Source organism: Candidatus Leptofilum sp., from assembly GCF_965223285.1.
Taxonomy (GTDB): Bacteria; Chloroflexota; Anaerolineae; order Promineifilales; family Promineifilaceae; genus Leptofilum.
Genome location: NZ_OZ244997.1, coordinates 639,669 through 665,489, shown reverse-complemented (window position 1 = coordinate 665,489; position 25,821 = coordinate 639,669). Strand labels below are relative to the sequence as shown.

13 protein-coding genes are annotated in these 25,821 nt (G+C 53.9%); 10 read left to right on the top strand and 3 right to left on the bottom strand.

Translation table 11 applies throughout. The annotated features are described in order from the left end of the window. Positions 1 to 32 precede the first annotated feature (32 nt). From ACOQPU_RS03440 to ACOQPU_RS03425, 4 genes are all read left to right on the top strand, one after another. Entirely contained in the window at positions 33 to 3,227 is a 3,195-nt protein-coding gene (locus tag ACOQPU_RS03440; protein WP_420643731.1) for a histidine kinase, read from the top strand. Beyond that, the gene (locus ACOQPU_RS03435; RefSeq protein WP_420643730.1) at positions 3,224 to 4,546 is read left to right on the top strand and encodes a glycosyltransferase; all 1,323 of its coding nucleotides are present in this window, start codon (positions 3,224 to 3,226) and stop codon (positions 4,544 to 4,546) included. The genes ACOQPU_RS03440 and ACOQPU_RS03435 overlap by 4 nt, the downstream gene beginning before the upstream one ends. Positions 4,547 to 4,554: 8 nt before the next feature. Then, positions 4,555 to 5,208, top strand: a complete 654-nt coding sequence (locus tag ACOQPU_RS03430; RefSeq protein ID WP_420643729.1) for a response regulator — start codon at positions 4,555 to 4,557, stop codon at positions 5,206 to 5,208. A 327-nt stretch (positions 5,209 to 5,535) separates the two neighbouring features. Next, positions 5,536 to 12,840, top strand: a complete 7,305-nt coding sequence (locus ACOQPU_RS03425; protein WP_420643728.1) for a PKD domain-containing protein — start codon at positions 5,536 to 5,538, stop codon at positions 12,838 to 12,840. A 144-nt stretch (positions 12,841 to 12,984) separates the two neighbouring features. On the opposite strand, the gene ACOQPU_RS03420 is transcribed toward ACOQPU_RS03425, so the two are convergent. Beyond that, on the bottom strand, positions 12,985 to 14,913 hold the full coding sequence (locus ACOQPU_RS03420) for a DUF885 domain-containing protein (RefSeq protein ID WP_420643727.1): 1,929 nt from the start codon (positions 14,911 to 14,913) through the stop codon (positions 12,985 to 12,987). Between the two features lie 254 nt (positions 14,914 to 15,167). Between ACOQPU_RS03420 and ACOQPU_RS03415 the strand changes: the two genes are divergently transcribed. Both ACOQPU_RS03415 and ACOQPU_RS03410 read left to right on the top strand, forming a co-directional pair. After that, complete coding sequence (locus ACOQPU_RS03415) at positions 15,168 to 15,920, top strand: protein phosphatase 2C domain-containing protein (RefSeq protein WP_420643726.1); 753 nt, start codon at positions 15,168 to 15,170, stop codon at positions 15,918 to 15,920. A gap of 31 nt (positions 15,921 to 15,951) precedes the next feature. Beyond that, on the top strand, positions 15,952 to 17,754 hold the full coding sequence (locus ACOQPU_RS03410) for a hypothetical protein (protein WP_420643725.1): 1,803 nt from the start codon (positions 15,952 to 15,954) through the stop codon (positions 17,752 to 17,754). On the opposite strand, the gene ACOQPU_RS03405 is transcribed toward ACOQPU_RS03410, so the two are convergent. Together ACOQPU_RS03405 and ACOQPU_RS03400 are read right to left on the bottom strand one after the other, a co-directional pair. Beyond that, on the bottom strand, positions 17,751 to 21,263 hold the full coding sequence (locus tag ACOQPU_RS03405) for a choice-of-anchor D domain-containing protein (RefSeq protein ID WP_420643724.1): 3,513 nt from the start codon (positions 21,261 to 21,263) through the stop codon (positions 17,751 to 17,753). The two genes, ACOQPU_RS03410 and ACOQPU_RS03405, sit on opposite strands and share 4 nt — an antisense overlap. Beyond that, positions 21,260 to 21,595 carry a hypothetical protein gene (locus tag ACOQPU_RS03400; protein ID WP_420643723.1) on the bottom strand — a complete coding sequence of 112 codons (336 nt, stop codon included), beginning with the start codon at positions 21,593 to 21,595 and terminating at the stop codon, positions 21,260 to 21,262. Before ACOQPU_RS03400 ends, ACOQPU_RS03405 begins: the two co-directional genes overlap by 4 nt. 126 nt (positions 21,596 to 21,721) lie before the next feature. On the opposite strand from ACOQPU_RS03400, the gene ACOQPU_RS03395 reads away from it, so the two are divergent. The 4 genes from ACOQPU_RS03395 to aroF all read left to right on the top strand — a co-directional run bounded on the left by ACOQPU_RS03395 (position 21,722) and on the right by aroF (position 25,763). Then, positions 21,722 to 22,798 carry an IS4 family transposase gene (locus ACOQPU_RS03395; protein ID WP_420640550.1) on the top strand — a complete coding sequence of 359 codons (1,077 nt, stop codon included), beginning with the start codon at positions 21,722 to 21,724 and terminating at the stop codon, positions 22,796 to 22,798. Between the two features lie 561 nt (positions 22,799 to 23,359). Then, positions 23,360 to 23,842 (top strand): peptidylprolyl isomerase, encoded by a 483-nt coding sequence (locus ACOQPU_RS03390; RefSeq protein ID WP_420643722.1) that lies wholly within the window; start codon positions 23,360 to 23,362, stop codon positions 23,840 to 23,842. A gap of 370 nt (positions 23,843 to 24,212) precedes the next feature. Further along, positions 24,213 to 24,689 (top strand): chorismate mutase, encoded by a 477-nt coding sequence (gene aroH / locus ACOQPU_RS03385; RefSeq protein ID WP_420643721.1) that lies wholly within the window; start codon positions 24,213 to 24,215, stop codon positions 24,687 to 24,689. 36 nt (positions 24,690 to 24,725) lie between these two features. Continuing rightward, positions 24,726 to 25,763: a 3-deoxy-7-phosphoheptulonate synthase gene (gene aroF, locus ACOQPU_RS03380; protein ID WP_420645804.1), complete on the top strand. Its 1,038-nt coding sequence runs from the start codon at positions 24,726 to 24,728 to the stop codon at positions 25,761 to 25,763. Positions 25,764 to 25,821: the final 58 nt, after the last annotated feature.

The following is a 25,821-nucleotide window of genomic DNA, read 5'->3' as shown; positions in this document are numbered from 1 at the left end:
GGCAAACTGATTTTCCTGCCCAAAAAGAAAGTATGGAACCGCCAGCACGACTATCCCCAACTATCAATCTTCGGCAGCAAACGGCCGTTTACCGCACAATTTGGTTTGTGGTAGCAACGGCCGTTGTCACATTGGTCGTCGTGGCCACGCCACTGCGCTACCGCATGTTGCAAAGCGACGTTTACAATTTCGGCACTGGGTTAGCGACGTTAGGGCTATCGCTCGACTTTTTTGCCGCTTACTTTGTGAGTTTGGAGCTGGTGGTGGTTGCAGGTTCGCTGTTGGTGGCTGGGCTGATCGTTTGGAAACGCGCCAACGACTGGTTCCCTATGCTCGTCGCACTTAGCCTGACGCTATTGGGCTTGGTTCCGCCGCTCATTGATGGGCTGCATTTTGCCAATCCGCAGTGGGCTGCGCCAGTTTCCACACTGCGGGTTATGATTCAAACTATCTTGATGGCGATTTTTTGCCTCTATCCCAACGGCCGTTTTCAACCCAAATGGACGCGCTGGCTGTTAATTCTGTGGGGCATTTTCGCCTTGGGTATCTTGCTCACCCAGCCGCTGATGCTAGCGGATACGGCCGTGTTGCCCAACACGCGCACCTGGCAAGACGCCATCTGGCTACTGACTGGCGTGGGCTGGTATTCTGTCGCCATTTGGGGTCAAGTGATCCGCTATCGCCGTCACGCCAGCGTGTTAGAAAAACAGCAGATGAAATGGGTACTGCTTGGCTTCGCCGTTTTGGTCTTATTCACCATTGTTGTTGTCGTCCTACTGATAAGCAACCCCAATATCAACAATTCGGCCGTAAATCGCGTGCGCTTTACGCTTATCTTAGGCGGTCCCTATCTGTTGTTGGCGTTGGCACTGCCTGCGGCAATCACCCTGTCACTCTTGCGCTTCCGGCTGTGGGATGTCGATATTTTACTCAACCGGACGCTGGTGTACGGTGGCCTGACGGGGTTGATCACGGCCGTTTACATTCTGCTAGTCAGCGGCGTCGGTGCTTTGGCCAGTGGGGCGCAAAGCCGTCTAGCCGCCTTTGTGGTAGCTACAGCCCTGGTGCTTCTGGGTATACGGCCGTTTCACCAATGGCTGCAAGGCTGGGTCAATCGGCTATTTCCGTCTCCTTCGCAAACGAATCTGGCTAGCGTCAAACAGCACAATGTGCGTGCCAACCTGCTGCATGTTGCCTGGGGCATCAACACGCTGCTTGCGCTTGTTCTCTTTGGGGCTGGACTTACAGCGCAAATACAGCATAGCTTTTGGCAGCCGCCCGCCCTACCAGCGGATGCGATTCCTTTGCTGGCGGGTGGCCTCACCCACAACAGCTTTGTGCAAAACCGCGGCCTTTACGGATACATTCTCATCCCAGCTTACATGCAAGCGGCCGTTTTTGTCGTCGTCGGCCTCTTCCTATTTTGGCGCAAATCGGGCAGCGTCATGGGCATTTTGGCCTCGTGGATGCTAATTTCAATTGGGCTGGGCTTTACGCCTACCATCTTCTTTTTGCCCTTGCTCAACCCAGCGTGGCATCTACCGACATCACTCTTTCAGGCCAGCCTGTTTGGTAGTGCGTTTCTCTTTTTGTGTCTTTTTCCAAACGGCCGTTTTTACCCCCATTTGTCGCGCACTGTGGCCGTCACCTGGCTGGGCTACACATTGCTCTGGCTGCCGTTCCCGCAGCTTAATCTGCACCGCGCCACCACAATTTGGTCACCGCTGCTTTTTGCCAGCATGGTGTTTCTGGGGATCGCTTTCCAACTGCTGCGCTATCGCCGCGTTGCCACGCCGGAAGAAAAGCAGCAGACGAAGTGGGTGATTGCAGGCTTTGTGGCTGCTAATCTGGGGCTGTTTGGTATCGTTGTACTAATGGGGTTTAGCTTGATGCAAACGGCCGTATATCTAGGTTTGGCTATGGTGCTGCTGGGCATGGCCTCCATCCTTATCCCGCTGACCATCGGCTTTGCCCTGCTGCGCTACCGGCTGTGGGAGATTGACGTGATTATCAACCGCACCCTGGTCTACGGCGGTCTCTCGCTGGGGATTGTGGCGGTCTATGTGCTGGTAGTGGGGGCACTCGGCACCTTGTTTCAAGCGCAAGGCAACGTTTTCTTTGCCCTGCTGGCCACAGGGCTGATTGCCGTCCTCTTCCAGCCCGTGCGTGAACGACTGCAACACGCCGCCAATCGGTTGATGTTTGGCGAGCGAGACGATCCCTATCGCGTTTTATCTAAGCTCGGCAATCAACTCCAAACCAATGCCACCCCAAAAACGATGCTGGAATCGGTCGTGGGCACGATTGCTACAACGCTCAAATTGCCTTACGTCGCCATCGAACTAGACAGCGAACAAGGTCGGCTACCCAGCGCATCTACGGGCAAAGCGGTAGCCGAAACGGCCGAATTTCCCCTGCGCTACCAAAATGAAACCGTCGGCTATCTCGTCGTCTCGCCCCGTTCGCCTGGCGAACCGTTTAGCCAGCGAGAGCGGCAGCTTTTGACGGACATCGCTGGGCAAACAGGCGCGGCGGCGTACTCGGTACGGCTCACCACCGCCCTGCAACGCGCCCGCGAAAAGCTCGTGCTCACCCGTGAGGAAGAACGCCGCCGCATTCGCCGCGACCTGCACGACGAGCTTGGCCCGACGCTCGCCAGCCAAACGTTCGCCCTTGATGCTGCCATTGACCTGCTTGAAACAGACCCAGCAGCCGCAGCCAAACTGCTACAATCGCTCAAGATGCAAAATCAAGCGACCGTCGCCAACATTCGCCAACTGGTGTACCAACTGCGCCCGCCGTCGCTGGATGAACTTGGTTTGCTTGGCGCGTTACAGGCACATTTTGGACAACTGAGCAGTGGATCGCTTCCCACCTTTACACTCACGGCCAAACCACCTCAACTGCCACCTCTATCGGCAGCAGTTGAGGTGGCAGCGTATCGCATAGCATTGGAAGCGATCAATAATGTGGTGCGCCATGCCAATGCAACACGCTGTGACCTTTCGCTAAAAATTGTTGAAGCACCCACGCGGATGCTGCAATTGATCGTTACGGATAACGGCATTGGCTTAGCTACGGTCCCGGCAACAGGGATTGGGCAGCAATCCATGCGCGAACGAGCGGAAGAGCTAGGTGGGCAGTTGACGATTGTGAATTTGGCGCACGGGATGCAAGTTACGGCCGTCCTACCGCTCTCCCAACCCAATAAGGCAGCCAGCCCATGAAAATAACGCCCACCACCGTTCTGGACTTTAAGCAGGCCCTGCGAGAGGATTTGCCTGTACCAAAACATCTCACTATCTTGGCCCTCGGCTCGCACGGCGACGTGTTCCCCAACGTAGTTTTGGGCGCAGCTTTGCAGCAGGCAGGCTTCCGCGTGCGGCTCATCACCTTTGCAAATTTCGGGCCGCTGGTGAACCAGTTTGGCCTCGATTTTGCTCCTGTGCCGGGAAATGCCGAGGTGCTGTTGGCCAGCAGCGGTGGGCTGGCACTTTTGGAATCGGGGCAGAATATTTTGAAGCAGTACCGGGCCCTGCGACAAACATTTTGGCAGGTGGCTGACGGCCTCACCGATCTGCTCTCAAAGCCCAACATCTGGCAGACTGATGGGATATTGAATCAGCTTCCTGCCAGCTTGTACGGCCGTTCCCTCGCCGAGAGGCTGCAAATCCCCCTGATTAATGTCGCCGTCATTCCTATGCTGCGCACCCGGTTGTTTCCGATGGTCGCTTTTCCCGGCTGGCCCGCTTTTTTGCCAGGCTACAACGCACTCACCTACCTGCTGGCGGAGCAGCTTGTCTGGTCCGGTTTCCGGCAATCAGTCAATCGGTGGCGGCAGGAGGTCTTGGGGTTGGGTAAACGGCCGTTCCTCGGCGCTTTCTCCCAGCTTGGCCACACACCGACCCTGCTCGGTTTCAGCCCTCACATTGTGCCACGCCCATCTGACTGGGAATCCACAATCCAGTTCACCGGCTACTGGCTGCCAGACGAGCCAGATTGGACCCCGCCCAACGGATTGGTGCGGTTTTTGGAAGATGGCCCGCCACCCATTCTCGTTAGCTTTGGGAGCATGGCCGTGCGCAATCCGCAGCGGCTGACGGCACTGGTTTTGCAAGCAGCACAGCTCACAAACCAGCGGCTCATCCTGCAAAGCGGCTGGGCCGGGCTAGGGCAGCAAGACCTGCCGCCCACCGTGTTTGCCCTGGATTACGCCCCATACCGCTGGCTCTTTCCGCGATTGGCGGCGGTGGTACACCACGGTGGTTCCGGCACCACAGGCTTTGGCTTTTGGGCGGGTATCCCCAACATTTTGACCCCGTTTTTGTTTGACCAATTTTACTGGGGAGAACGTATTCAGGTGCTTGGCGTGGGGCCTGCCCCCATTCCGCAAAAAAAGCTCACGGCTGAAAAACTGGCGGTGGCAATGACCACGGCCGTTTCCGACCAATCCATGCGCCAAAAAGCCGCCGCACTTGGTGAAAAAATTAGGCAGGAAGACGGTCTGGCAACCGCTGTCGCCGCCATCCAGCAACTGCTGTGCTGAGAGAAAGCATGATGGAACCGATTCGTATTTTGATTGTGGACGACCATAAGCTGTTCCGTGAAGGATTGGCAGCTTTGTTGAACGCGGCGGCGGAAACGGCCGTTGTCGGTGAAGCGGGAACCGGCCAAGAGGCAATTGACCAAGCCCAAACAACCACACCAGACGTCATCCTGATGGATATTCAAATGCCCGACATGAACGGGATCGAAGCCACCCGCCGCATTTTGGCCGACCAGCCACACATCGGCATTATCATGCTGACGATGCTGGAAGATGACGATTCGCTTTTTGCCGCGATGCGGGCTGGAGCGCGAGGCTACATTTTGAAGGGGGCAGATAAGGCGCAGGTGCTGCAATCGGTAACGGCCGTTGCCGAAGGGCAAGCACTGTTCGGAGCCAAAATCGCCAACCGCATTACAACCTTTTTTCAGCGTGGGGGTGGGGAAACGGCCGTAACGCCCTTCCCCGAACTCACCGACCGCGAGCGTGAATTGCTCACCCTGATTGCCCAAGGACACAGCAACAGCGACATCGCCGCTGGGCTGCACATCAGCAGTAAAACCGTGAGCAACCACATCTCCAACATTTTTAGCAAATTACAGGTCACCGACCGCGCCCAAGCCATCATCAAGGCGCGGGATGCGGGGCTAGACAAGCATTAGCCACTTTCTCACAGATCAGTGCCTGACGGTCACATAAATTTAAGTCCATTCGTAAGCAAATCATGTTAGCCTGCCGACATCGTGTAGGAGCGAGAAGTTTTTCAAAAACTGAGCCGTTTTCCCGCTTTTACCTGGTCAAATCACAACAATGCAGATTCGCAACCATAACTATCTTTTTGTGATTTGCTTAACAATCCCAGTCGCAGTTTATTCCACTTTAGAGCCATTCAATTAACCGGATACCATCGTTTTTCGTGCAACGAGCGGTAACCGGCAGATTACTGTTTTTCCCTTGGGCTGGGTTACATTTTCAATCTGGAGGAGTCGATGTTTTCCGTAGCCAAAGCGCGCTTCGTTTTGTTCCCCATTCTTATTGGCAGTTTCATAGTTACTTTTTTGCTGCTCAACCTACAGAGTATGCAAACACTTCACGCAGCACCCGGCGATATTGTGGTAAACAGCGTGGCCGATGTGGTGGCCGATGATGGCCAATGCACCCTGCGTGAAGCAATTACAGCCGCCAATCTGGATACCGCATCTGGTAGCAATCCCGGTGAGTGCATCGCTGGGAGTGGCGATGATTTGATTGATCTGACTGGCTTGAATGGCGTCATTTTGCTCACTGATAGATTGCCCGACATTGCTTCAAACATGATAGTGCAGGGGCCAGATGCAACTTTGCTCACTTTGGATGGGGGTGGCAACGGCCGTATCTTCACCATCGTTGCTGGCACGGTCACTGTAGCAGATTTAGCCATTACCAACGGGTATGAAGGCGTCAGCGACGGCCGAGGCGGGGGCATTTTTAACAGCAGCCCAGATGAAGTTCGCATTGAAAACAGCATTATTCGGGACAATGCCGTCTTGGGCGACAACCCCGAAACTTTTTGCTCTAGCACAGGCTCCCTCTTTTTTGGCGGGGGCGGCGGCATTTTCCATACTGGCAATGGTACGCTGTACATTGTCAACACCACCATAACGGACAATAGCGCTACCGGGGGGCATGGCGGCTCGCACGGGTACGGTACGGGCGGCGGTGGCGGCGGTGGTGCCTTTGGTGGCGGTCTCTTTAACGACGGCGGCACTGTGCATTTGGTAAATTCCGATTTCACCGACAACAGCGTAACGGGTGGCCGCGGTTGCCGCGGTGGCCCACGCGGCAACGGCGGCAGCAGCGGCTGCAGCGGTGCCTGGGGCGGTGGCGAACGAAACGGCCTGGGCGGCGGCGGCCAGGGGGGTGATTATGGTCATGTAAACGGCCGTGATGGCAACTTTGGCGGCGGTGGCGGTGGTGGCCAAAATCCAAATGGTGTGGGTGGCGTGTCTGCCTTTGGCGGTGGTACAGGCGGCAATGGCGGCTTTGGCTTAGGCGGCGCAGGTGGTGGCGGTGCCGCTTTGGGCGGTGGCGTGTTCAACTACAGCGGCACCGTGCAAATTACCAATAGCCGGTTTGAAGGCAACACTGTTGTGGGTGGCGAAGGGCCAGACAATGCCGAATTTGGTCAGGGCATTGCCAACGCCGTGTTTAATTTGGATACGCTCCAGGTGGAAAATAGCACATTTCCCAACACAGCACCCACGCTAGATAATCTCAATCCGCCAGCCAATGCAACCAATGTTTCCATTGATCAGATGCTCACCTGGGACGTGGAGGATATTGATGGGGACAGCATTTTGTATGGGTATGATCCGAGTGGCTTGACGGTTACGGTTGCTTTTGGCAACGATCCGCTCAACTTGATTGCAGCCACCAATGTGTTCACATCGTATGTGCCACCTGAACAGCCGCTTCAGCCAGATGCCACCTATTACTGGGAGCTGACAGCAACCGATGGCATTTCGACGACCAGCAGCGGGGTGATTAGTTTCACCACTGCCCCATTGCCCACGGTGGACTTTACGGCCGTTACGCCCCAGGGCGCACGCCCCTTTACCGCCAACTTCACCAACAACACAGTTGATGCCGACAGCTATCTTTGGGATTTTGGGGATGGCAGCAGCAGTACGGCCGTTCATCCCAACCATGAATATGCAGCCAGCGGCAGCTACACCGTCACCTTGCAAGCCACTGGCCCTGGCGGCACAGATTCGCTCACCAAACCAGATTACATTTTAGTTTATGATCTGCCCGAACCAGACTTTGCAGCCACGCCGCTGGCTGGGTTGCCAAACCTGAGCGTGGAATTTACGAACCTTTCGCAATTTGCAGATAGCTACGTGTGGGATTACGGGGACGGCACCACCAGCACCACCGCAGACGCTACCCACAGTCACACGTACACCGCACCTGGTTCTTACACGGTCGTACTGACAGCCACCAACAGCTACGGCAGCGAATCTACCACAAAAACAGCCTACGTAACCGTGTATGAAACGGCCGTTGCTGATTTCACGGCTTCACCACTAGAAGGCGTCGCCCCCTTATTTGTTGACTTCACCAATCTCTCCCAAAACAGCGACAGCTACTTATGGGAATATGGCAACGGCGGCACCAGCCCTACCTTCGAGCCGACTCATCTTTATTTCGTGCCAGGTGTTTACACCGTTACCCTAACGGCATCAAACCCCGTTAGCTCAGACACAGTGACAAAAGTAGCCTACATCACGGTTCATCCCCAGGCGGTGGCAAACTTTACGGCCACGCCACAGACTGGCACCGCTCCACTAGAAGTCACATTTACCAATTTATCTTCAGAAGCCGACAGCTATGTGTGGGAGTATGGGGATGGCACGACTAGCACAACCACATCAGCGACGCATACGCATCTTTACACAGAACCAGGGCAGTATGATGTGACCTTAACGGCCATGAACGCCCACAGCAGCCACACATTTACCCAAGCTGCCTACGTGACCGTTTACGCAGAACCCGTTGCCAGCTTCCTGGCCTCACCCACCTCCGGCACCGGGCCGTTGTTGGTCAACTTTACCAATTATTCGTTAAATGCAACGGAAACGTTGTGGGATTTTGGCGATGGCAGCACAAGCACCGCGCTCAATCCATCCCATCTTTATTTGCAGGCTGGCGTTTACACGGTGACCTTGACGGCCAGCAATGCTGGCGGCAGCGATGTTTTGAGCCGCCCAGCTTACATTGTAGTGAATACGGCTCCGCAAGCGGATTTTAGTGCCGATGTGCAGGCTGGCATAACGCCGCTAACCGTCACTTTTACCAACATCTCCACCGAAGCAGACAGCTACGTGTGGGATTATGGAGATGGCACGACGAGTACGACAACGGCCGTTACCCACACCCACATCTATACCACACCAGGCACGTACTCGGTCAGCCTTACCGCAACCAATGCGTATGGCAGCGACGTGCAGCTGCGCTCAGGCTACATCACGGTCTATGAGCTGCCGGTGCCAGCCTTTACGGCCACGCCCACAGAGGGAGCCGCCCCGTTAACCGTCGCCTTCACCAATGAATCGGTTAATGGTCAAAGCTACGTGTGGGATTTTGGGGATGGCAGTAGCAGTACGGCCGTTTCGCCCACGCACATCTACACACAACCCGGCATCTACACTGTCTCCCTGCAAGCCAGCAACCCGGGCGGCAGTCAGTCGATTACCCACAACAATCTGATTGTGGTGCAAAATCCGCCAGTGCCCGCCTTTACGGCAGAACCCACCGCTGGCCTGGCCAACCTCACGGTCACTTTTACCAATCTGTCTACCTTTGCCGACAGCTACTTCTGGGATTATGGGGATGGCACGACCAGTAGCAACGATGCGGCCAGCCATATCCATCAATATGATGCCCCCGGCACATACACCGTGCGCCTGACGGCCATCAACAGCTATGCCTCCAGTAGCCTCATGGAAACCGATCTCATTACGGTTTATGACATCCCCGTTGCTGACTTTGAAGCAACTGTTGATTTTGGTGCCTCGCCGCTGGAGGTTGGCTTTGCCAATCTGTCTAGCGGAGCTACCAGCTACCTTTGGGATTTTGGGGATGGCAACAGCTCAACGGCGGCAACGCCAACGCATTTGTACACGCAAGGCGGCAGTTACACGGTGACTTTGACTGCCAGCAATCCTTTTGCATCGGATACGGCCGTAAAAACCAGCTACATTACAGTTTACGATGAACCCATCGCCAGCTTCACCGCTCTGCCACGCATTGGGGCCGCGCCGCTGCTGGTCACTTTCCAGCAGGAATCGCAATTTGCCAACAGCTACACGTGGGAGTATGGCGACGGGATCAGCAGCACGGAAACGGCCGTTGCCCACACCCATCTTTACACAGAACCCGGCACGTATACGGTCACCCTTACCGCCAGCAACGCCTACGGCACAGACCAAGCCATCCAAATTGGCTACATCACCGTGGTGGAACCGCCAACGGCCACCGCCTACTTTGTAGACAGCGAAGGCGGCAGCAACAGTGGCGATGGCAGCCAGACAAACCCCTGGCAAACCATCACCTACGCCCTTAGCCAGGTAACTGGGCCAGATGTGCAAATTTACGTTGCATCTGGAACCTATGATGAAGCTCTGGGGGAAGCATTCCCACTCATTATGGAACCCGGCGTCAACGTGCTGGGAGCTAATCGGGAATCTACTATCGTTTCTGGGATTGACACAGAAGCCGTTTTCCGCTTTCCCAATACCTCAATTTACACCGAAACAACCGTATTGCGCGGCTTCAAAATCAGCAATGGCGTTCACGGCGTGCGCGTCGATGGCAGCATGGCCAACTACCCCTCGCCCACCATTGATGGCAACTGGCTCACGGAGAACGAGCAGGGCATTTTTGTCCAGGGCGTTTCTTCGCAGCGAGCCTACCCAATTATTACCAACAACTGGCTAGAAAATAATGCGCTGTACGGCATTAACATCGTGGCTGGCTACAATGGCACAACGTTTAACCCAATCATTAGCCACAACCGCATTGCCTACAACGGGCAAGCTGGCATTCGCTGCTATGCGCAGGGCAGCGGCAGCAGCGGCGGGCTTTCCCGCTGCTCACCAGAGATTAGCTATAACGAGATCATCTATAACGCCGGGGATGGCATTTTGTGCCAGACGTATTATGCTGGACGCTGCAACTCGACCATCTCTCACAACTTCATTGCCTACAACAGCGATTGGGGCTTCGACCGCTCGCACAGCGGCACCTACATTCAAATTTCGGTCGATGCCACCACGCGGCCAACCTTGCTCAATAACCTCATTGTGCATAACGGCAGCGGTGGCGCACAGTTCATCACCAACACGTCGGAACGGTTCGACCAGCCGACGCTCATCAACAACACCATTGCCGATAATGGGGCTTACGGTGTTAGAAACGGCCGTCCCACCATTTACAACAGCATCATTTGGGGACATAATGACGACCTGAATGTTTCAGTTAGTTATGTCAACTATTCTACCATTGGCGATGGCGAATATGGCGGTCTCAACAGCAACGTCTCTGCCAATCCGCAATTTATAGCCGCTGCCAGTGATGATTACCGGCTCAGCTATCTCTCACCAGCCATTGACGCAGGTGATAACAGCGTCGCCGGATTGCCAGAAAGTGATCTTGAGGGCAATGCCCGAATCATCAACGGCACGGTTGATATGGGGGCCAATGAGTTTGCCGTTGGCCCGCTGGTTGAAGTGGCCGTTGTGGCCTGGCCAGACCCTGTCACACCGGGCGAGCCGCTACAATACACCATGTGGGTCACCAACACGGGCAGCCTTCCGTTAAACGCAACCGTTCAGGCCATTTTGCCACCCCAGGCAACGTACAGTGGCCCCACAAGTTGGACAGCAGACCTTGACGCCCCTGCCGACGTTTGGCAGCGTTCCTTCACGGTCAACGTGGTGGACAGTTTCACTGGGCAGCTAACAACCGAAATTCAGGTCAGCAGCACGCAAGGGGCGGTGGCAACGGCCGTTGCCACCACTACGGCTGCCTGGCCCGCCACCTCCCCTGTCTTGGCAGTTTCACCCAGCAGTTTAAGCCTGTCTGCCCTGGTGGGCGATCCCGCGTTTACGCGATCACTCGACATTATGAACACAGGAACGGGCAGCTTGAGCTGGACGACCGTTGCCAACGCATCCTGGCTGACGCTTTCCGCGAACTCCGGCACGGCACCCGCCACAGTTCAGCTCACCATTGATCCCGCCACGCTGGCCCCAGGGACCTACACAGGTTTAATTACGGTCTCGTCTGCTAATGCAGTCAACGGTTCGCAACTGATTCCGGTAACGCTCACCATTGCCGCTCCTGAAACCATTCAGCTTGATGCCGAAGGCGGCTATGCCACCATCATGCTCAAGTGGAACGTGGCCAATCTGCCCAATTTAGCCAACTATCGCCTGTTGCTGGGAGACAACGGCGTGGACAGCAGCACCTGGACGCCTATCGCCACAGTAAATAGAACCACCTACTTTTATGAGGACGATACGCTTACCCCCGGCGAAACCGTTTGCTTCCAGGTAGAAGGATTAAAAGCGGATGGTAGCACCCTGGCTGTGTCTAACATGGCGTGTGCCGTCTATGGCGAAACGACGCTGTGGATTCCAGAAGTCTCGGCAATGCCCGGCGGTACGGTCATTGTGCCAGTGAACATTCGCAACGCCGAGGGGCTGCAAATGGCCGCCGCAGACATCTGGGTGGAGTTTGATGCCACCGTCCTGGAACCGCTTGGGGTCACGGCGACGCCGCTCACCGATGGCTACATTTGGTCATACGCCATTGCTGCTGTGGATGGGAAGCCAGACTTTGCCAGAGCGCAAATCGGCGCACTCTCCACGAATCCGCCCACCCTGTTTGGCGATGGCTCGCTGTTCTGGCTGGAGTTCCGCGTGCTGGGCAACCCCGGAGACACCTCGATGCTTGATCTGCGGGACTTCATAAGCGGCCTGGGTGGCTCTACCATTTACGCACCAGACGATCTAAGCAACCCGATTCCGCTCAATCTGGAAGATGGCTCACTGGTTGTGGATGGCAGCTTTGTCCTGGGTGACTTAAACGGCAATGGCGTGGTGGAAACGGTCGATGCCTACATTGCTTTGCGCATTGCCGTGAACCGGCTCACGGCCACGGCCGATCAGCTACGGGCCGGTGATGTGAATGGCAACGGCCGTATTGATGTCGGGGATGCCACCATGATCTTCTATCGGGCTGTTCATGGCCAGTGGCCTTCGTTGCCCGCCGCCAGAACCCAGCAAAACAGCGGCAGCGTCACACTCCGCCTGGATGATATTGCAGGCAAACCTGGAGAAAGCGTGACGACGGCTCTGCGGGCTGAAGGATTGTCTGATTGGGCGGGCGGCAGGTTTACGATTGTGTACGATACGGCCGTTATTGCCAACATAGAATCAGTGACCGTGATGGATGCCGCTGCTGACTTTACCCTGGAATATTACGATGACGGGACTGGCGTGCTGGTCATTGGCTTAATTGGCGATGTGCCGTCTGCAATTGACAGCGCGCTGGTGGAAATAACGCTGCAATTGACAGAGGATGTGGAGACAACCAACGTACCGCTGCTTCTGGCAGATGCTGAGTTCAACGATCTGGTTGGCCGTGATTTCGCCACTTCATCATTGCAAATCAGTATCGAGCGCGTTAGCGGCGCGGTTACGGTCAACACCACATCTGAAATTTACCTGCCATTGGTGATCAAACCGTAATAATGCTCCAACGACAGGGCGGCTGGCCAGCCGCCCTGTCGTTGCTTCTCATCCTGAAAAAAATTCCAAAAGTCTTCCTGGCGATTTGTTCAATACCGAAGAAAAACCAGTCTTCTGAAATCTACGTTGCGTAAGATGAAAACCTCAATTTTCATTCGCTAGCCATTCCTCAACGGCCGTTTCCAAAATCCCCAGCGGCAAACTTCCCTGACCAATCACCACATTGTGAAATGCTTTGATGTCAAATTCGTCGCCCAACGCCTCCATCGCCTGCTGCCGCAGGTTTACGATTTCAATCATGCCTACTTTGTAGGCGGTGGCTTGCCCCGGCCAAATGATGTAGCGGGCAATCTGCCCCTGCACCATGCGCTCTGGCAAACCGGTGTTGTCGCGCATGAAGGTGACGGCTTCGTTAAAGTTCCATTGCTTGGCGTGAATACCGGCATCGACCACCAGTCGCGCCGCCCGAAACGCCTCCCCCTGCAAACGCCCCAAATCGCCATAAGGATCATCTTCATAAAACCCCAATTCAGCCGCCAAAAGCTCCGCATAAAGCGCCCAGCCTTCCACATAGGCGGTAAAGCTGGCCCCATTGCGGAACGCGGGCAGGTTGGGCAACTCTTGCATGATGGCCAGTTGGAAATGGTGGCCGGGGATGGCTTCGTGGTAGGCCAGCGTGGGCATGGCAAAGCGGGGTTCGGTGCCAAAGGCAGAGGCGTAAAATGCCCCCGGTCGCGATCCATCGACTGACGGCCGTATGTAATACCCACCACTCTCCACGCCAATCACCACCACATCCGCCTGCGGCGTCAGGTCAAAAGCGTCTGCCACGTTTTGCGCCGCTTCGGCAATGAGGGCTTCGTACTCTGCCAAAATGGCGTTGTCGCTGAGGAAGCCGCTCTCTTGCGCCACGCGCTCGTAAAGCTGCGGCAGCGGCTCATCTGGATAGCCCAGCTCGTCAAAAATCAGCCGCATCTCGGCTTGAATGCGCTCCAGCTCTTGCCAACCCAGCTCGTGGATTTCGTCGGCCGTCATGTTGGTGGTGGTGTGGTGTTGCAGCGTGTAAGCGTAAAAATCGTCGCCGTCTGGCAGCTTCCACACGCCCTCAGCGGTGGTGGCTTTATTTTCCAGTTCAACCAGGTAGTCCACCAATTTGCCGTAAGCAGGAATAACGATTTGTTCGATTTCAGTTTCGGCCGTTGCCAACATTCGCGCCTTTTCCTCGTCAGAAATACTGCCCACCTCGTCCAATCTTGCTTCAAAGGCGGTGTAAAACGGGGTGCTGCGCGGTGCTCCATTGGCAATCTGGCGCAAGCCGGGGAGCGTCCATTGAAAGATAAAGCGAGGCGGAATGATGTTCATCTCTTCCCGAATGCGCAACCCTTCCAAAAGCTGGTCAAATTTACTGCCCACCTGCGACAAGCGGGAAATATACCCCTCAGCGTCGGCCAAATTGGCAATTGGATGCAGGTCGGTCATAAAGGTCTCTAGCTGAGACGGCACGCTGGTGATAAAGAACGTGACCGGATAGTTGTGGTACATAAATTCATGCCCCGCCACGCGGTCGGCCAGAAAAAACTCGTAAATATCATACGAAAGCTGCTGCTCTGGCGTCAGGCTGGCGCGGTCAAAGCTGCGCAGCTGGGCCAGGATTTGCACTTCCAGGGCCTGGGTTTCGCGGATGTAGGCGTCAGAAATGTCGGTAAGCTGGTTGTTGCCGGTACCGTAAACGGCATCTAAGCCAATTTCGCTGATCAATTCAGGGTCGCGCAGCAGCAGGGCGCTGTAGGAGGCGTCAAAAAAGTCGTCGATGTCGTCGTAGGCGGACGTTTCTGTTTCTAGGGCGGGTTCGGGGGTTGGGGAAGCAGAAGGGGCTGCCTCTGTTTCCAAGGTGGGTTCGGTGGTTGGCGGGTCAGCAACGGCCGTTTCCGTTTCCGTCTCTGGCGTATTTTCAGACAGCGGCGGGCTGTCTGTGCTGTCTGACACAGGCTGACCCGACTGATCACCCCCGCAACCAAGCAGCAATAACAAAAGCAGTATAAACGCTCGTCTTAGCAGATGATTTAGGTTCATATTGGGCTTCCTTTTTGGCAAACTAGCAAGGCAAATCTTGGCTTTGCCAGTGTATTGACCCTTTAATGACCCCAATTGTACACTAAATAGTTTTATCTTTGCAGTTTTCAAGCAGATGGGAAACGGTCGGTTGCTCGCCATTCTGTGGCAGCCTGCCCAACTTTTGCTTCGAATAATTCAGGCTTGACAAAGTGTCAGAAACACACTATTATATTTCGTGTTGTTACTACACTTAGTATCCTAAAGGGAAATCGATGCTTAGTCACGCCACTATTTTAGGCCGCGCCCACCGCCTGCGGCAGCACAACTGCCAGGATTTTGCCGCCACGGCCAGCCCCGCCCCACACATCGCCATCGGCCTGGTTTGTGATGGCTGCGGCAGTAAGTTTATGGGGAACGGCCGTACCAAACCCTCCCGCAACGAAACTGGCTCAAACCTGCTGGGGCAGTTTGCCCGCGACTTTCTCAAGCAAAAATTAAGCAGCTTCGCTGCTCTCCCCTGCACCGAAACATTAGAAATGATGCTGGCCAATTTGCACCTGGCAACGCTCACGTTTTTGCACCATCTCACCGTCCATTTTCCCGAACCTGCCCGCCGCCAATTTATTGCCACCCATCTACTCACCACGCTCGTTGGCTTTATTCGCACCCGAGAAACGGCCGTTTTCTTTTGGCAAGGAGATGGCTTTTTGGTGGCCGACGGCCGTATTCAACCGCTTCCCAGCAATAACCAACCCGACTATCTGGCCTACCAACTGCTCCAGCCAGAACCCACAATCAACAACTTTCACATCGCCTTTGTCCCCCAGCCGCAAACTGTGTGCTGGCTCGCCGTAGCCACCGATGGCTGGTCAACGCCTTTACTTGAGCAACTCAATGAACCTCGTTCGGCATTGATTTTGCAGCGGTGGCTCAACGTCCAGGCCCAGCAGCGCAGCCAGTTTGATGATGATGGCGCGGTGGCTGTTTGGCACAACGAGGAGATTGGAGATCGGAGATTTATCTAATCTCCGATCTCCGATCTCTAATCTCCCAAACATGACCCACACAATCTTCATCCAAAATCAGCATTACCAACTCGATGCCGCCGACCTGATTCAGTCTGGGGGTGAGGGAATGGTGTTTGGCTTGGGGAATACGGCCGTAAAGCTCTACCATCAGCCCACCCCCGCCCACCAGGCCAAGCTACGCCACTGGTTTGCCCAGCGTTGGCCGCTGCCACCTGATGTGTTGGCTCCCTGCGCCCCCGTCCATGACCAATCAGGCCAAATTGTTGGCCTGCAAATGGCACGACTGCCCGCCCACGCCCAGCCGATGAAGCGACTCAGCCAGCCCAATTTTTGGCAGCAGCACGCCCTGCACACCGGGCAGATCATCCCCCTGCTCCAGCGGCTGCACCAAACGCTTAGCCGCTTGCACCAACTGCAAATCGTGGTGGGCGACCTGAACGAGACAAACATTTTCTTCACGCCGCCCGCCCCCAACGGCAGCGAGACGTTCTGGATTGATGTAGACAGCTACCAGTTCGGCAGTTTTCCCTGCCCGGTAGCCATGCCTACCTTTTTGGATCCTACCCTCTACCACGTAACAAACTTTGGCGAACGGCCGTATTTCACCCCCCTCACCGATTGGTATGCCTACACTGTTTTGCTGGTGAAAAATTTGCTCCGGGTGCATCCATACGGTGGTGTTCACCGGCAGCACAAAACGATTCAGGCGCGGGCCAAAGCGGGCATCAGCCTGTTCGATGCAGGCGTCACCCTGCCACCCAACGCCCGCCCGCCCGAAACCCTCTCCGACGACTTGCTGCACCATCTGCACCAAACATTTGCCTCCGGGCAGCGACGGCCGTTTCCCGCCAATCTCCTGCAGCAATATGCCCAAACTTTGCGCCCCTGCCCCCACTGCGGCCTCGATTTTCCCGCCAACCGGCGCGGCTGCCCTGCCTGCAGCCACCTCACACCCGCGCCTGCCAAACCCACCAGCGGCAGCGGCCCGCGCACCTTGCTGCAAGTCGATGGGTTCATTGAGGCGGTTTTTGGGCAGCCGAACGGCCGTCTTCTCATTATCTACCGGCAAGGGGTGCAATATCGGCTGGTGCGGGCAGGCATCGGCGGCGTCCTCAGCGACACGCCCCTGTTTGACGGGCGACCTGGCTACCGCTTTGGCGCGTTCACCCCATCCAGCGGCCACGATTTTCTGGTGGTTAATCCTCCCCACGGTCCCCAGCTTTTGCTGCTAGACATCCACGCGGCGCAGCCCCGGCAGGTCACGCTTTTGGAAACGGCGATGTTTCGGGATTCGGCCGTATTTGCCACCACACCCCATCACCTTTACCGCATCAGCGGCGGCTGGATTATGCGCGGCACGGTAAAGCGAGGCAGCTATCTCGAAGAACCCATCGGCACGGCCCACCGCGCCCAAACCCAACTCTTTGGCGATCCGTACAGCGACCGCATCGCCGGGTTCCACCGCGTTTTCACCCAGCATCGCTTCTTCACCATCGGCCCAGACGGCACGGAACGGCTGTTGCCCATCACCCAACCCCCGCACAGCCACGTCACTCAAGCTGCCCTCACCTTTGCTCCCAACCGGATTGGGGTGGTGCAAAAGTTAGTCCAGAACGGCCGTGCGCACACAAACGTGCAAGCCTTCAACCACCAGGCACAGTGGCAGCAAAGTTGGGATTTAGGCGAAGATGATTGGGAAACGGCCGTCTATCAGTACCCGTTCTCGCATCAATCATCCCCCCAGCCGATTGCCCCTGGTGACAAGCTAAATGTTCATTCCGCAGGCTGGCTCATTCAGCAATCTCACAAGTTAAAATACCAACCCTTCTAATCTATACAGTCGTCCCTTGGTGCTGCCGGAACGTTAGCCGCAGTGCGGAGAAGCGAACTTACCGACTCTGCCATCCAACAATAAAGAGCAGCTTTCAGCGTCGGCCGAGTACGTCCAGATACAATGATCTTTCGTTTTGGCCTACGAGGATCATCGCTGCGAATAATGAGCTTTCGCCGACATGGACAATCACACGTTGCATAAAACTGCAAAACAATATCAATAGATGCTCCGGGGGGAAGCGTAACAGGAAATGGTGTCCGAAGCAGACAAAGATTCGAGCATCGCCCTAATTTATCTTTTTTCAACTTGGCTCGCTTGATTGTAAGGTCGCAGTCGCCAACATTGACGAGGGTGAGATGCTGAAGGGCACGAGTTCCATATTCAACCTCGCCAAAATGGGATGAACCCGTAATCGCAAGTTTCCCGGCACCAACGAAGCCACTAACCTGAACTTCGTGCGGACTTGTCGGATCGTTTGATGTAATTGTAATCATTCCGATTCGACCACCAAGGGCAGTCGGTTGGAAACGAATCAAAATAATAATCTCGTCACCCGGGGCAATTACGAGCGGATATGCATGAACGTTGGCAACTATGAAATCCCCCGAAGATGAAACAATATTGCTGATAATCAGATCGCAGTCGCCACTGTTACTTAGAGTCAAAGGTCGATCAACAAACTCTTCAAGACACGATTTTCCGAAGTCACCTGCATCGGGGATGATTGTCACAAGTCGCGGTTTGCGTGCGGTTGCTGAGACGTTTACGCTTTGGACACCACCGGGATCATCACTAAACACCGAAATAGTTGTATTGGCTAGACCGAACACATTGGAACGGAATCGAAGTGGAATCTCAATGGAGGCACCAGGAGCAACAGAGAGTGGGAAGAAGCTGACAGAACCAACCTCAAAAACAGGATTAGACGATGTGATAGAATTAATAACCCCTAGGCAATCACCGTGATTGTTGATAATTAACGAGCTGTCAAGGAACTCGCCGACGCAAGAATAGCCTAGGAAGCCATCATGTGGAACGATTAATTCCAGTGATGGGGCACCAACAACTCCGGTAACTTCCAGATCAACATGTGGGGCAACAGGATCGTTGCTAACAATTCGGACGATAGCAGTATGGCTGCCAGCAGAGGTTGGGTCGAACCGAACTGTAAAATCAAGATGCTCCCCCGGTGCTATGGTAACAGGGGTCGATGGCTGCGCGAGTACAGAGATTGCCGTAGAACCTAGGATGCGCTGAATGCTTGATATAACGAGGTCTTGCTGCCCCACATTGTAGATAGTGACATTCAGATATTCAACATCGCAAACAGTTCCAAATGCCAAACCTTTCTCAGGATTAACTGAGATCGCTGGCCCGTCGGGGTTCATCAGTTCAAAGACACCACGGCCATATGTGGCAGCACGCAAGACACCTGCGTCAGCCTGGAAAACCAGATCTGTTACGGGAACCCTTGGAAAGTGTATATCATCGACAATTGTCCAGGTAACGCCACGATCAACAGATCGCAGAACGCCAAAATCATTTCCAACGTAAAGCGTGGTCGGCACTGTTGTACCGTCAACAGCCAAGGCACCGAATGGTACATCAACCGCTGGCGAAATATCAGTCCAGGCAGTACCTGCAATTGTTGTTCGGAAAACATGACCCTGTTGACCAGCCCCGACCCCATTGAAGCCACCAAGTACCGCATAAAGAACTGTAGGATCATTCGGATCGAAGGCTAGACGTAGAATATTGCGATTTGGGAGATTCCGAGTGATATTCGCGAAAGTGACACCGGCTGGACCACCCACTGTCGCCGCTAACGCGTTCGTTGATACAAAAACCTGTGTACCAACCGCAATGGCAACATTATTTCCGTCGTCACTTGATACTGTAATATGTCTTGGCACACCAGCTACTGGCAAAACGATACGCCAGTTAGCTCCGGAATCCTGACTCTGCCAGACATTCTGGCTACCACCAACATACAGCGTACCACCATTACTCGGGTCGGCTGCAAGAGGTGCCAGATAACAACCGGCATCGCTGGCGCTTGGGTTTGGGGGTGCTACCCACGGGGTAATCTCGTTCGCAAAAGGCCAGGTGGCTCCGTCATCGGCTGAGCGAAAGACGCGGGTACAGGGCGCAGGATTCCAGAACCCGCTCGTGCAATAAACCTGACTGACTATCGTTCCATCATAGACGACATCCCACCCATCTCCACCTTGCACAGGAAGCCAACTAGGGGCGGCGGCACCAATAGTTGTCTGGATTTGATTATCCTGCAATGCCCCAAGCGAGACGCTAGCAGTTGCATCTCGTTTAAGATCAAGATTGTAAAAAAGCCCAGTCTGTATACCACCGGCATTGTGGTAAGTCCAGTTCGCACCGTTATCTGTGGAACTGGCAAGACCACCATCGGTACCGCTCAGCACAACAGTAGGTGTCGGTGCAGTTTTGGGAATAAAAGCCCACGCCTGAGTATCGGCATGTAGACCATTTAGAGTGGTAAAGTTGTTCCCGGAGTCTGTGGACCTCGCCTGCCCAACCGACCCGCAGTAAAGAATATCATTGACACCATCTCCAGGCGATGCAGGATCGACAGCTAAATGGGAACTGTACCCACCTTGAGTATTGCCTGGCAGGTTCGTTGCTGTCTGTTGCGTCCAAGTTGTACCCTGGTCCGTGCTGGCAAATACTCCGACCGGATCGGGTGCACCCTGGCTTCCCGTCATTGAGGCGTACAGAACCTGAATGCCATTTGGGTTTGGTGGAGAAGTTGGTGGTGCAATGTCAACAAGAACCTTAGTAAAACGTGCGGGAGCAGGGCCAACGGCAGCAGCAACCACTGGTGTCGCTGCATTGAGAACCTGATTCCACGTCGTGCCACCGTCTGTTGACTGAACAATTCCTATATTCGTTATTCCCGCATAGAGAATCCGGTTTCCAGTTGGTGAGGTTGGGTCAAGAACTAAGGTCCTGGCATTACCGTTGCCATTTGTGCCGCGCGTCCAATTGAATCCCCCATCGGTTGATGTAAAGAGGCCATTATTTGTACCTATATAGAGTATGTTGCTATTTGCAGGGTCAATAATGATGACATTGATATCTTGGGTTATGAACTGCGTTACATTCCCAACATTGCCATCAGGGAAGCCTGAGCCAAGGCTGATCCAAGTTGCGCCACCGTCGGAAGACCTAAATAATCCTGCCGAAGGTTGAAAGCCAACCCGCGTACTTGTACCGACATAAATGACATCTGTATCGGCTGGATCGATTGCGATACTGCCAATACCTAGAGCAACTTGACGATCAAAAAGTGGTATCCAGTTAGAACCGCCATCGTTCGTTCGCCAGACTCCACCTCCAGCCGTCCCGATATAGATAACATCCTCATCGTTCGGATTGACCGCGATGGCGGTCACTAGACCATTATCCTGACGTGTACTACCCGTCATTGGGCTTGGACCGATAGGGGCCCACACGGTGCCATTTACCGTCATGATGACTTTTCCTCCTCGTCCTCGTCAGGCTCATCCTCCTGATCGACTGGCTGCTCCTCTAGTCGCTCTTCGTCAGGTTGCACATCGCGGGGAACACCAATGATTGCACCGGGAAGCTTACGCCACTGATTCATGGCGGCATCATAAGCCTGCCTGGTGGGCGGTGCCCCTCCACCTTTATGTTGTTCAACATACTCGCGATGAATATCGGCAGGATTCCGCTCGCCTGGAGCGCGGGGGCCACCCGCGACCGGCTCATCTTTACCTTGATTGTTTTTCTTTGATCTACGCTTTGTAGGCCGTGTTTTCTTGGGTTCCTTTTCATCTGCCATAAAAATCACCTCCGTCCATGACTATATTTGGCAATCTAGCTACATATCACTTTGAAAATTAAAAAAAGAAGGTTGGGCATCAACTCCGATAAAATTGTTTTGACGAACAAACATATCAAGGAGTAAATGATGCCAAACAACCTTCAAACCTATCATAAAACGTTGACCCAACTTTGCCAATGGTTGCCAAAAGAACGGATAACGCGATTGCGAAATATGGCGTTGCTGATGTTGGGCTTGCAGTTGAGTGGGGCAGTCAACCTGCCTCTGGTGGTGCGGAAATGGCCGTTGCCGGGAAAAATACCAAGCCTGACCAACCGCTTGCGCCGCTTTTTGAATAATAAGCATCTCCATGTTCGAGATTGGTATCATCCATTGGCGCAACAGTTGGTACGCTCCTTTGCTGGACGAGACATTCGCTTGGTGATTGATTGCACGAAAGTTGGCTTTCATTTTCGGATGATGATGATTGGCATGGCCTACAAAAAACGAACACTGCCCCTGGTTTGGAGTATCCACAAAGGCCGAAAAGGGCATGTTGGTCTTGAGGAGCAGTTGAAGTTGTTCAAGTATGTCCAAACGCTGCTGCCAGCCAGAGCGCAGGTGTGGGTCATGGGAGATGCTGGCTTTGAATCGATTCACCTGGCTAGCTGGTTGCGTCGTCAAGGTTGGTCGTTTGTCATTCGACAAAACGGCCGTACCCAAGTGCGTTGGCAAGGACAGCCATGGGTGAAGTTGAGTCAATTGCCAATAGAAGAAGGCGAAACCCGCGCTATTGGCTGGGTGCGCGTCACCGCCAGCTATGATGTAGGCTGGTATTTCTTGGTTTTGCACTGGGAGCAAGGCGAAGAAGACTCTTGGTATCTTCTTAGCAACCACCCTTCTGTCGGCCAACTGATTCGTTATTACAAAATGCGGATGTGGATTGAAGAAATGTATGGTGACATGAAAGGTCATGGGTTTGATTTGGAAGCAACTCATCTTAATGATTGCGACCGCATTTCTCGCTTGGTTTTGGCCGTTTGTTTGACCTTTGTTTGGGTCATCACTTTGGGCAGTTGGGTTGTGAAACGCGGGTTTCGTCATTTGCTTGACCATAAGAGTCGTCGGGACAAAAGTTATTTTCGTTTGGGCTGGGACTGGATTGAGCGTTGTTTACGCTTGGATCTCCCTGTTCCCATCCATTTTGTCCCCTATTTTTGAAAGTGATATGTAGCTAGTTTGGCAATCAGTTTTTCTGAATGTACTTGAATTAGCAAAAATCACGACTTCAGGTCTGGGACTGATTCCAGGTATTTCTGACGAACTTAACTGATGCATCCAGTAAATACCATGTCGCCAGAAAGGCGATGCATTCCAAGGTAAAGCTATGAAACTTATAGAATATCTCGGCAATAATCAACGACACAGCAAGTATTGGTGCTTGTTCTAGAAATAACTGTCGAACAGTTATTGACTGGAGTAATGTATACATTTTGTCCTCCTTTTATCTTTTCAAGGGTTTATATATATAAAGGCGGATTGATGAATTGGTGGGGAAACTGGCCGCATCAAATATGGTAATTCTTGATGACGCTCAGTGGTCTAGGAAGTAGATGTGAAGTTGTCGCCTTGAATAGCAAGTTGGTGTGGAGAAGTGTCGCTCCAATAGCATAAAACAAAATCGATACTTTTTCAAGACCAAGTGATGTTATAATCTAAACTTTGAACACGCTGTGGCTACAGTTTTGGCCGCGCAATTTTTGATACTTTAGGAGAATTTGAATGTCTAAACAATGGCAATCCCCACCGGAAATGCAGATTGATCCCAAAAAGAGCTATGCAGTCTCGATGGAAACCAATAAAGGCACCATCGAAATTGAACTGTTTGCCGACGCGGCTCCCGTCACCGTCAACAACTTTGTCTTCCTGTCGCGTGAAGGCTTTTACGATGGCGTTTCCTTCCATCGCGTCATCAGCAACTTTGTGATTCAGGGTGGCGACCCCACTGGCACCGGCCGTGGCGGCCCCGGCTATCGCTTCCAGGATGAGTTTGCGGGCAACCCGCACAAGCACGGCACGGGCTACCTCTCAATGGCTAACGCTGGCCCCGGCACCAACGGTTCCCAATTTTTCATCACCCACTCGCCACAGCCGCATTTAGACGGCCGTCACACCGTATTCGGCAAAGTCACCAGCGGCATGGACGTGGTCAACAGCATTCGCCAAGGCGACCAAATGACTGCCGTCACCGTCACCGAGTCGTAAAATAGCCCTTTACGAACAATAAACTCCCAAAAAAGCCAGAGCTTCTGACCTCTGGCTTTTTTGCTTTTTATCCAGTCAATTTCATAAAAAGCCCTTTTCACACCTTGACGCATCGCGTTCAAACTGCTATAGTGCGCCCATCATGTTAACAAAGCCTGTATATTTCTATTTTTACTTTTTTAGCACAGAACCCCGCCGCAATTGTTGCGAGGAGGTCGTTACGCGCTAAAAGAGCACAGGCAAAACGACACAGGTACCCAACAAGACGCGGCCCGCAAAGCCGCGTCTTTTTTTGTTTATTCGTCAAAAAGCGACCTCCCGGAGGTTGAATCTCCGGGAGGTTTTCTCAAAAATTCAAGGAGAAGGAATCATGAAATTAAACGGACTCATCAACAATAGCTCAGATAACAATCCAACCGTTTGCCGCGGTGTACGGGGTGCCGTCACCGTCAAAGAAAATAGCGAAGAAGCGATTCTTGCCGCCACGCGAGAGCTACTTCAGGTCTTGGTGAAGCGAAACGAGATGCGCCCAGAAGACATTGCCAGCGTCTACTTCACCACTACCACAGACCTCAATGCCACTTACCCAGCTTTGGCAGCTCGCCAGCTTGGCTGGGCAGACGTCGCCCTAATGTGCGGCCACGAAATGGACGTGCCCGGAGGTCTGCCAATGTGTGTGCGCGTGTTGATTCATTGGAATACAAGCCGCTCTGCCAAAGAGATTGTGCATGTTTACCTACGCGAAGCACAATCGCTGCGACCCGACCGACAAAATTTACCGCCCGTGCGCCCCCGCCAAATGAATGCCATGGAAGCGATGGTCAAGGTTATGGCCTCTGTTTTATAATGAAGGAACAGCAGAAAGAAAAAGGATACTTTAATGATGATTGTAGTAATGCAACCCAATGCAACCATGCAGGAAAAATCTGGTGTAATCTCCTGGGCCGAAGATTTAGGCTTCAAGATTCACCTCTCTACAGGTAGTGAACGCACCATCATTGGCGTCATTGGCGACGACCGGGTCATTAACCGCGAGCAGCTAGAGCGGATGTCTGGCGTGGAGCGCGTGGTGCCTGTTTTGAAGCCGTTCAAGATTGCCAGTCGGGAGTTCAAGCCCAACGATACGCAGTTTACTATTGGCGGGCAGGTGATTGGTGGTAAGGATTTGGTAATTATGGCCGGACCATGTTCGGTAGAAAGCCGCAGCCAGATTCTGGAAACAGCCCACGCGTGTAAAGAGGCAGGCGCGCACATTTTACGCGGTGGCGCGTTCAAACCGCGCAGTTCGCCATACTCATTCCAGGGGATGGGGGAAGAAGGCTTGAAATATTTGGCCGAAGCGCGGGAGCAAACCGGGATGCCCATCATTACCGAGGTGATGGAACCGAGTTTGGTACCGCTGGTGGCTGAATATGCCGACATTTTGCAAATTGGGGCGCGGAATATGCAAAATTATGCGCTGCTGCACGCCGTGGGCGAGTCGCAGCATCCGGTTTTGCTCAAGCGGGGCATGAGTAGCCTCATCGAAGAGTGGCTAATGTGTGCTGAGTACATTTTGAGCCACGGCAATACGCGGGTGATGATGTGTGAGCGCGGCATCCGCACCTTTGAGAAGTACACGCGCAATACTTTTGACATTAACGCCATCCCGGTGCTGAAGCAACTCACGCATCTGCCAATTATTGCTGATCCGAGCCACGGCACGGGCAAGTGGGAATATGTGGAGAGCGTGACAAAGGCAAGCGTGGCCGCAGGGGCAGATGGCGTCATTATCGAAGTGCATCCTCACCCAGAAGAAGCAATGTCAGACGGCCGTCAATCACTCAAGCCAGAACGGTTTGCCCAACTCGTCCGCGAAATGAAGGCTATTGCCCAGGCTGTTGGCCGGGACGTGCCAGACGTGGAACGAGTCCCTGCATAAATTTTTTTGCCACAGAGAACACAGAGGGTTAAGAGGTATATTTTCTCTATGCTCTCTG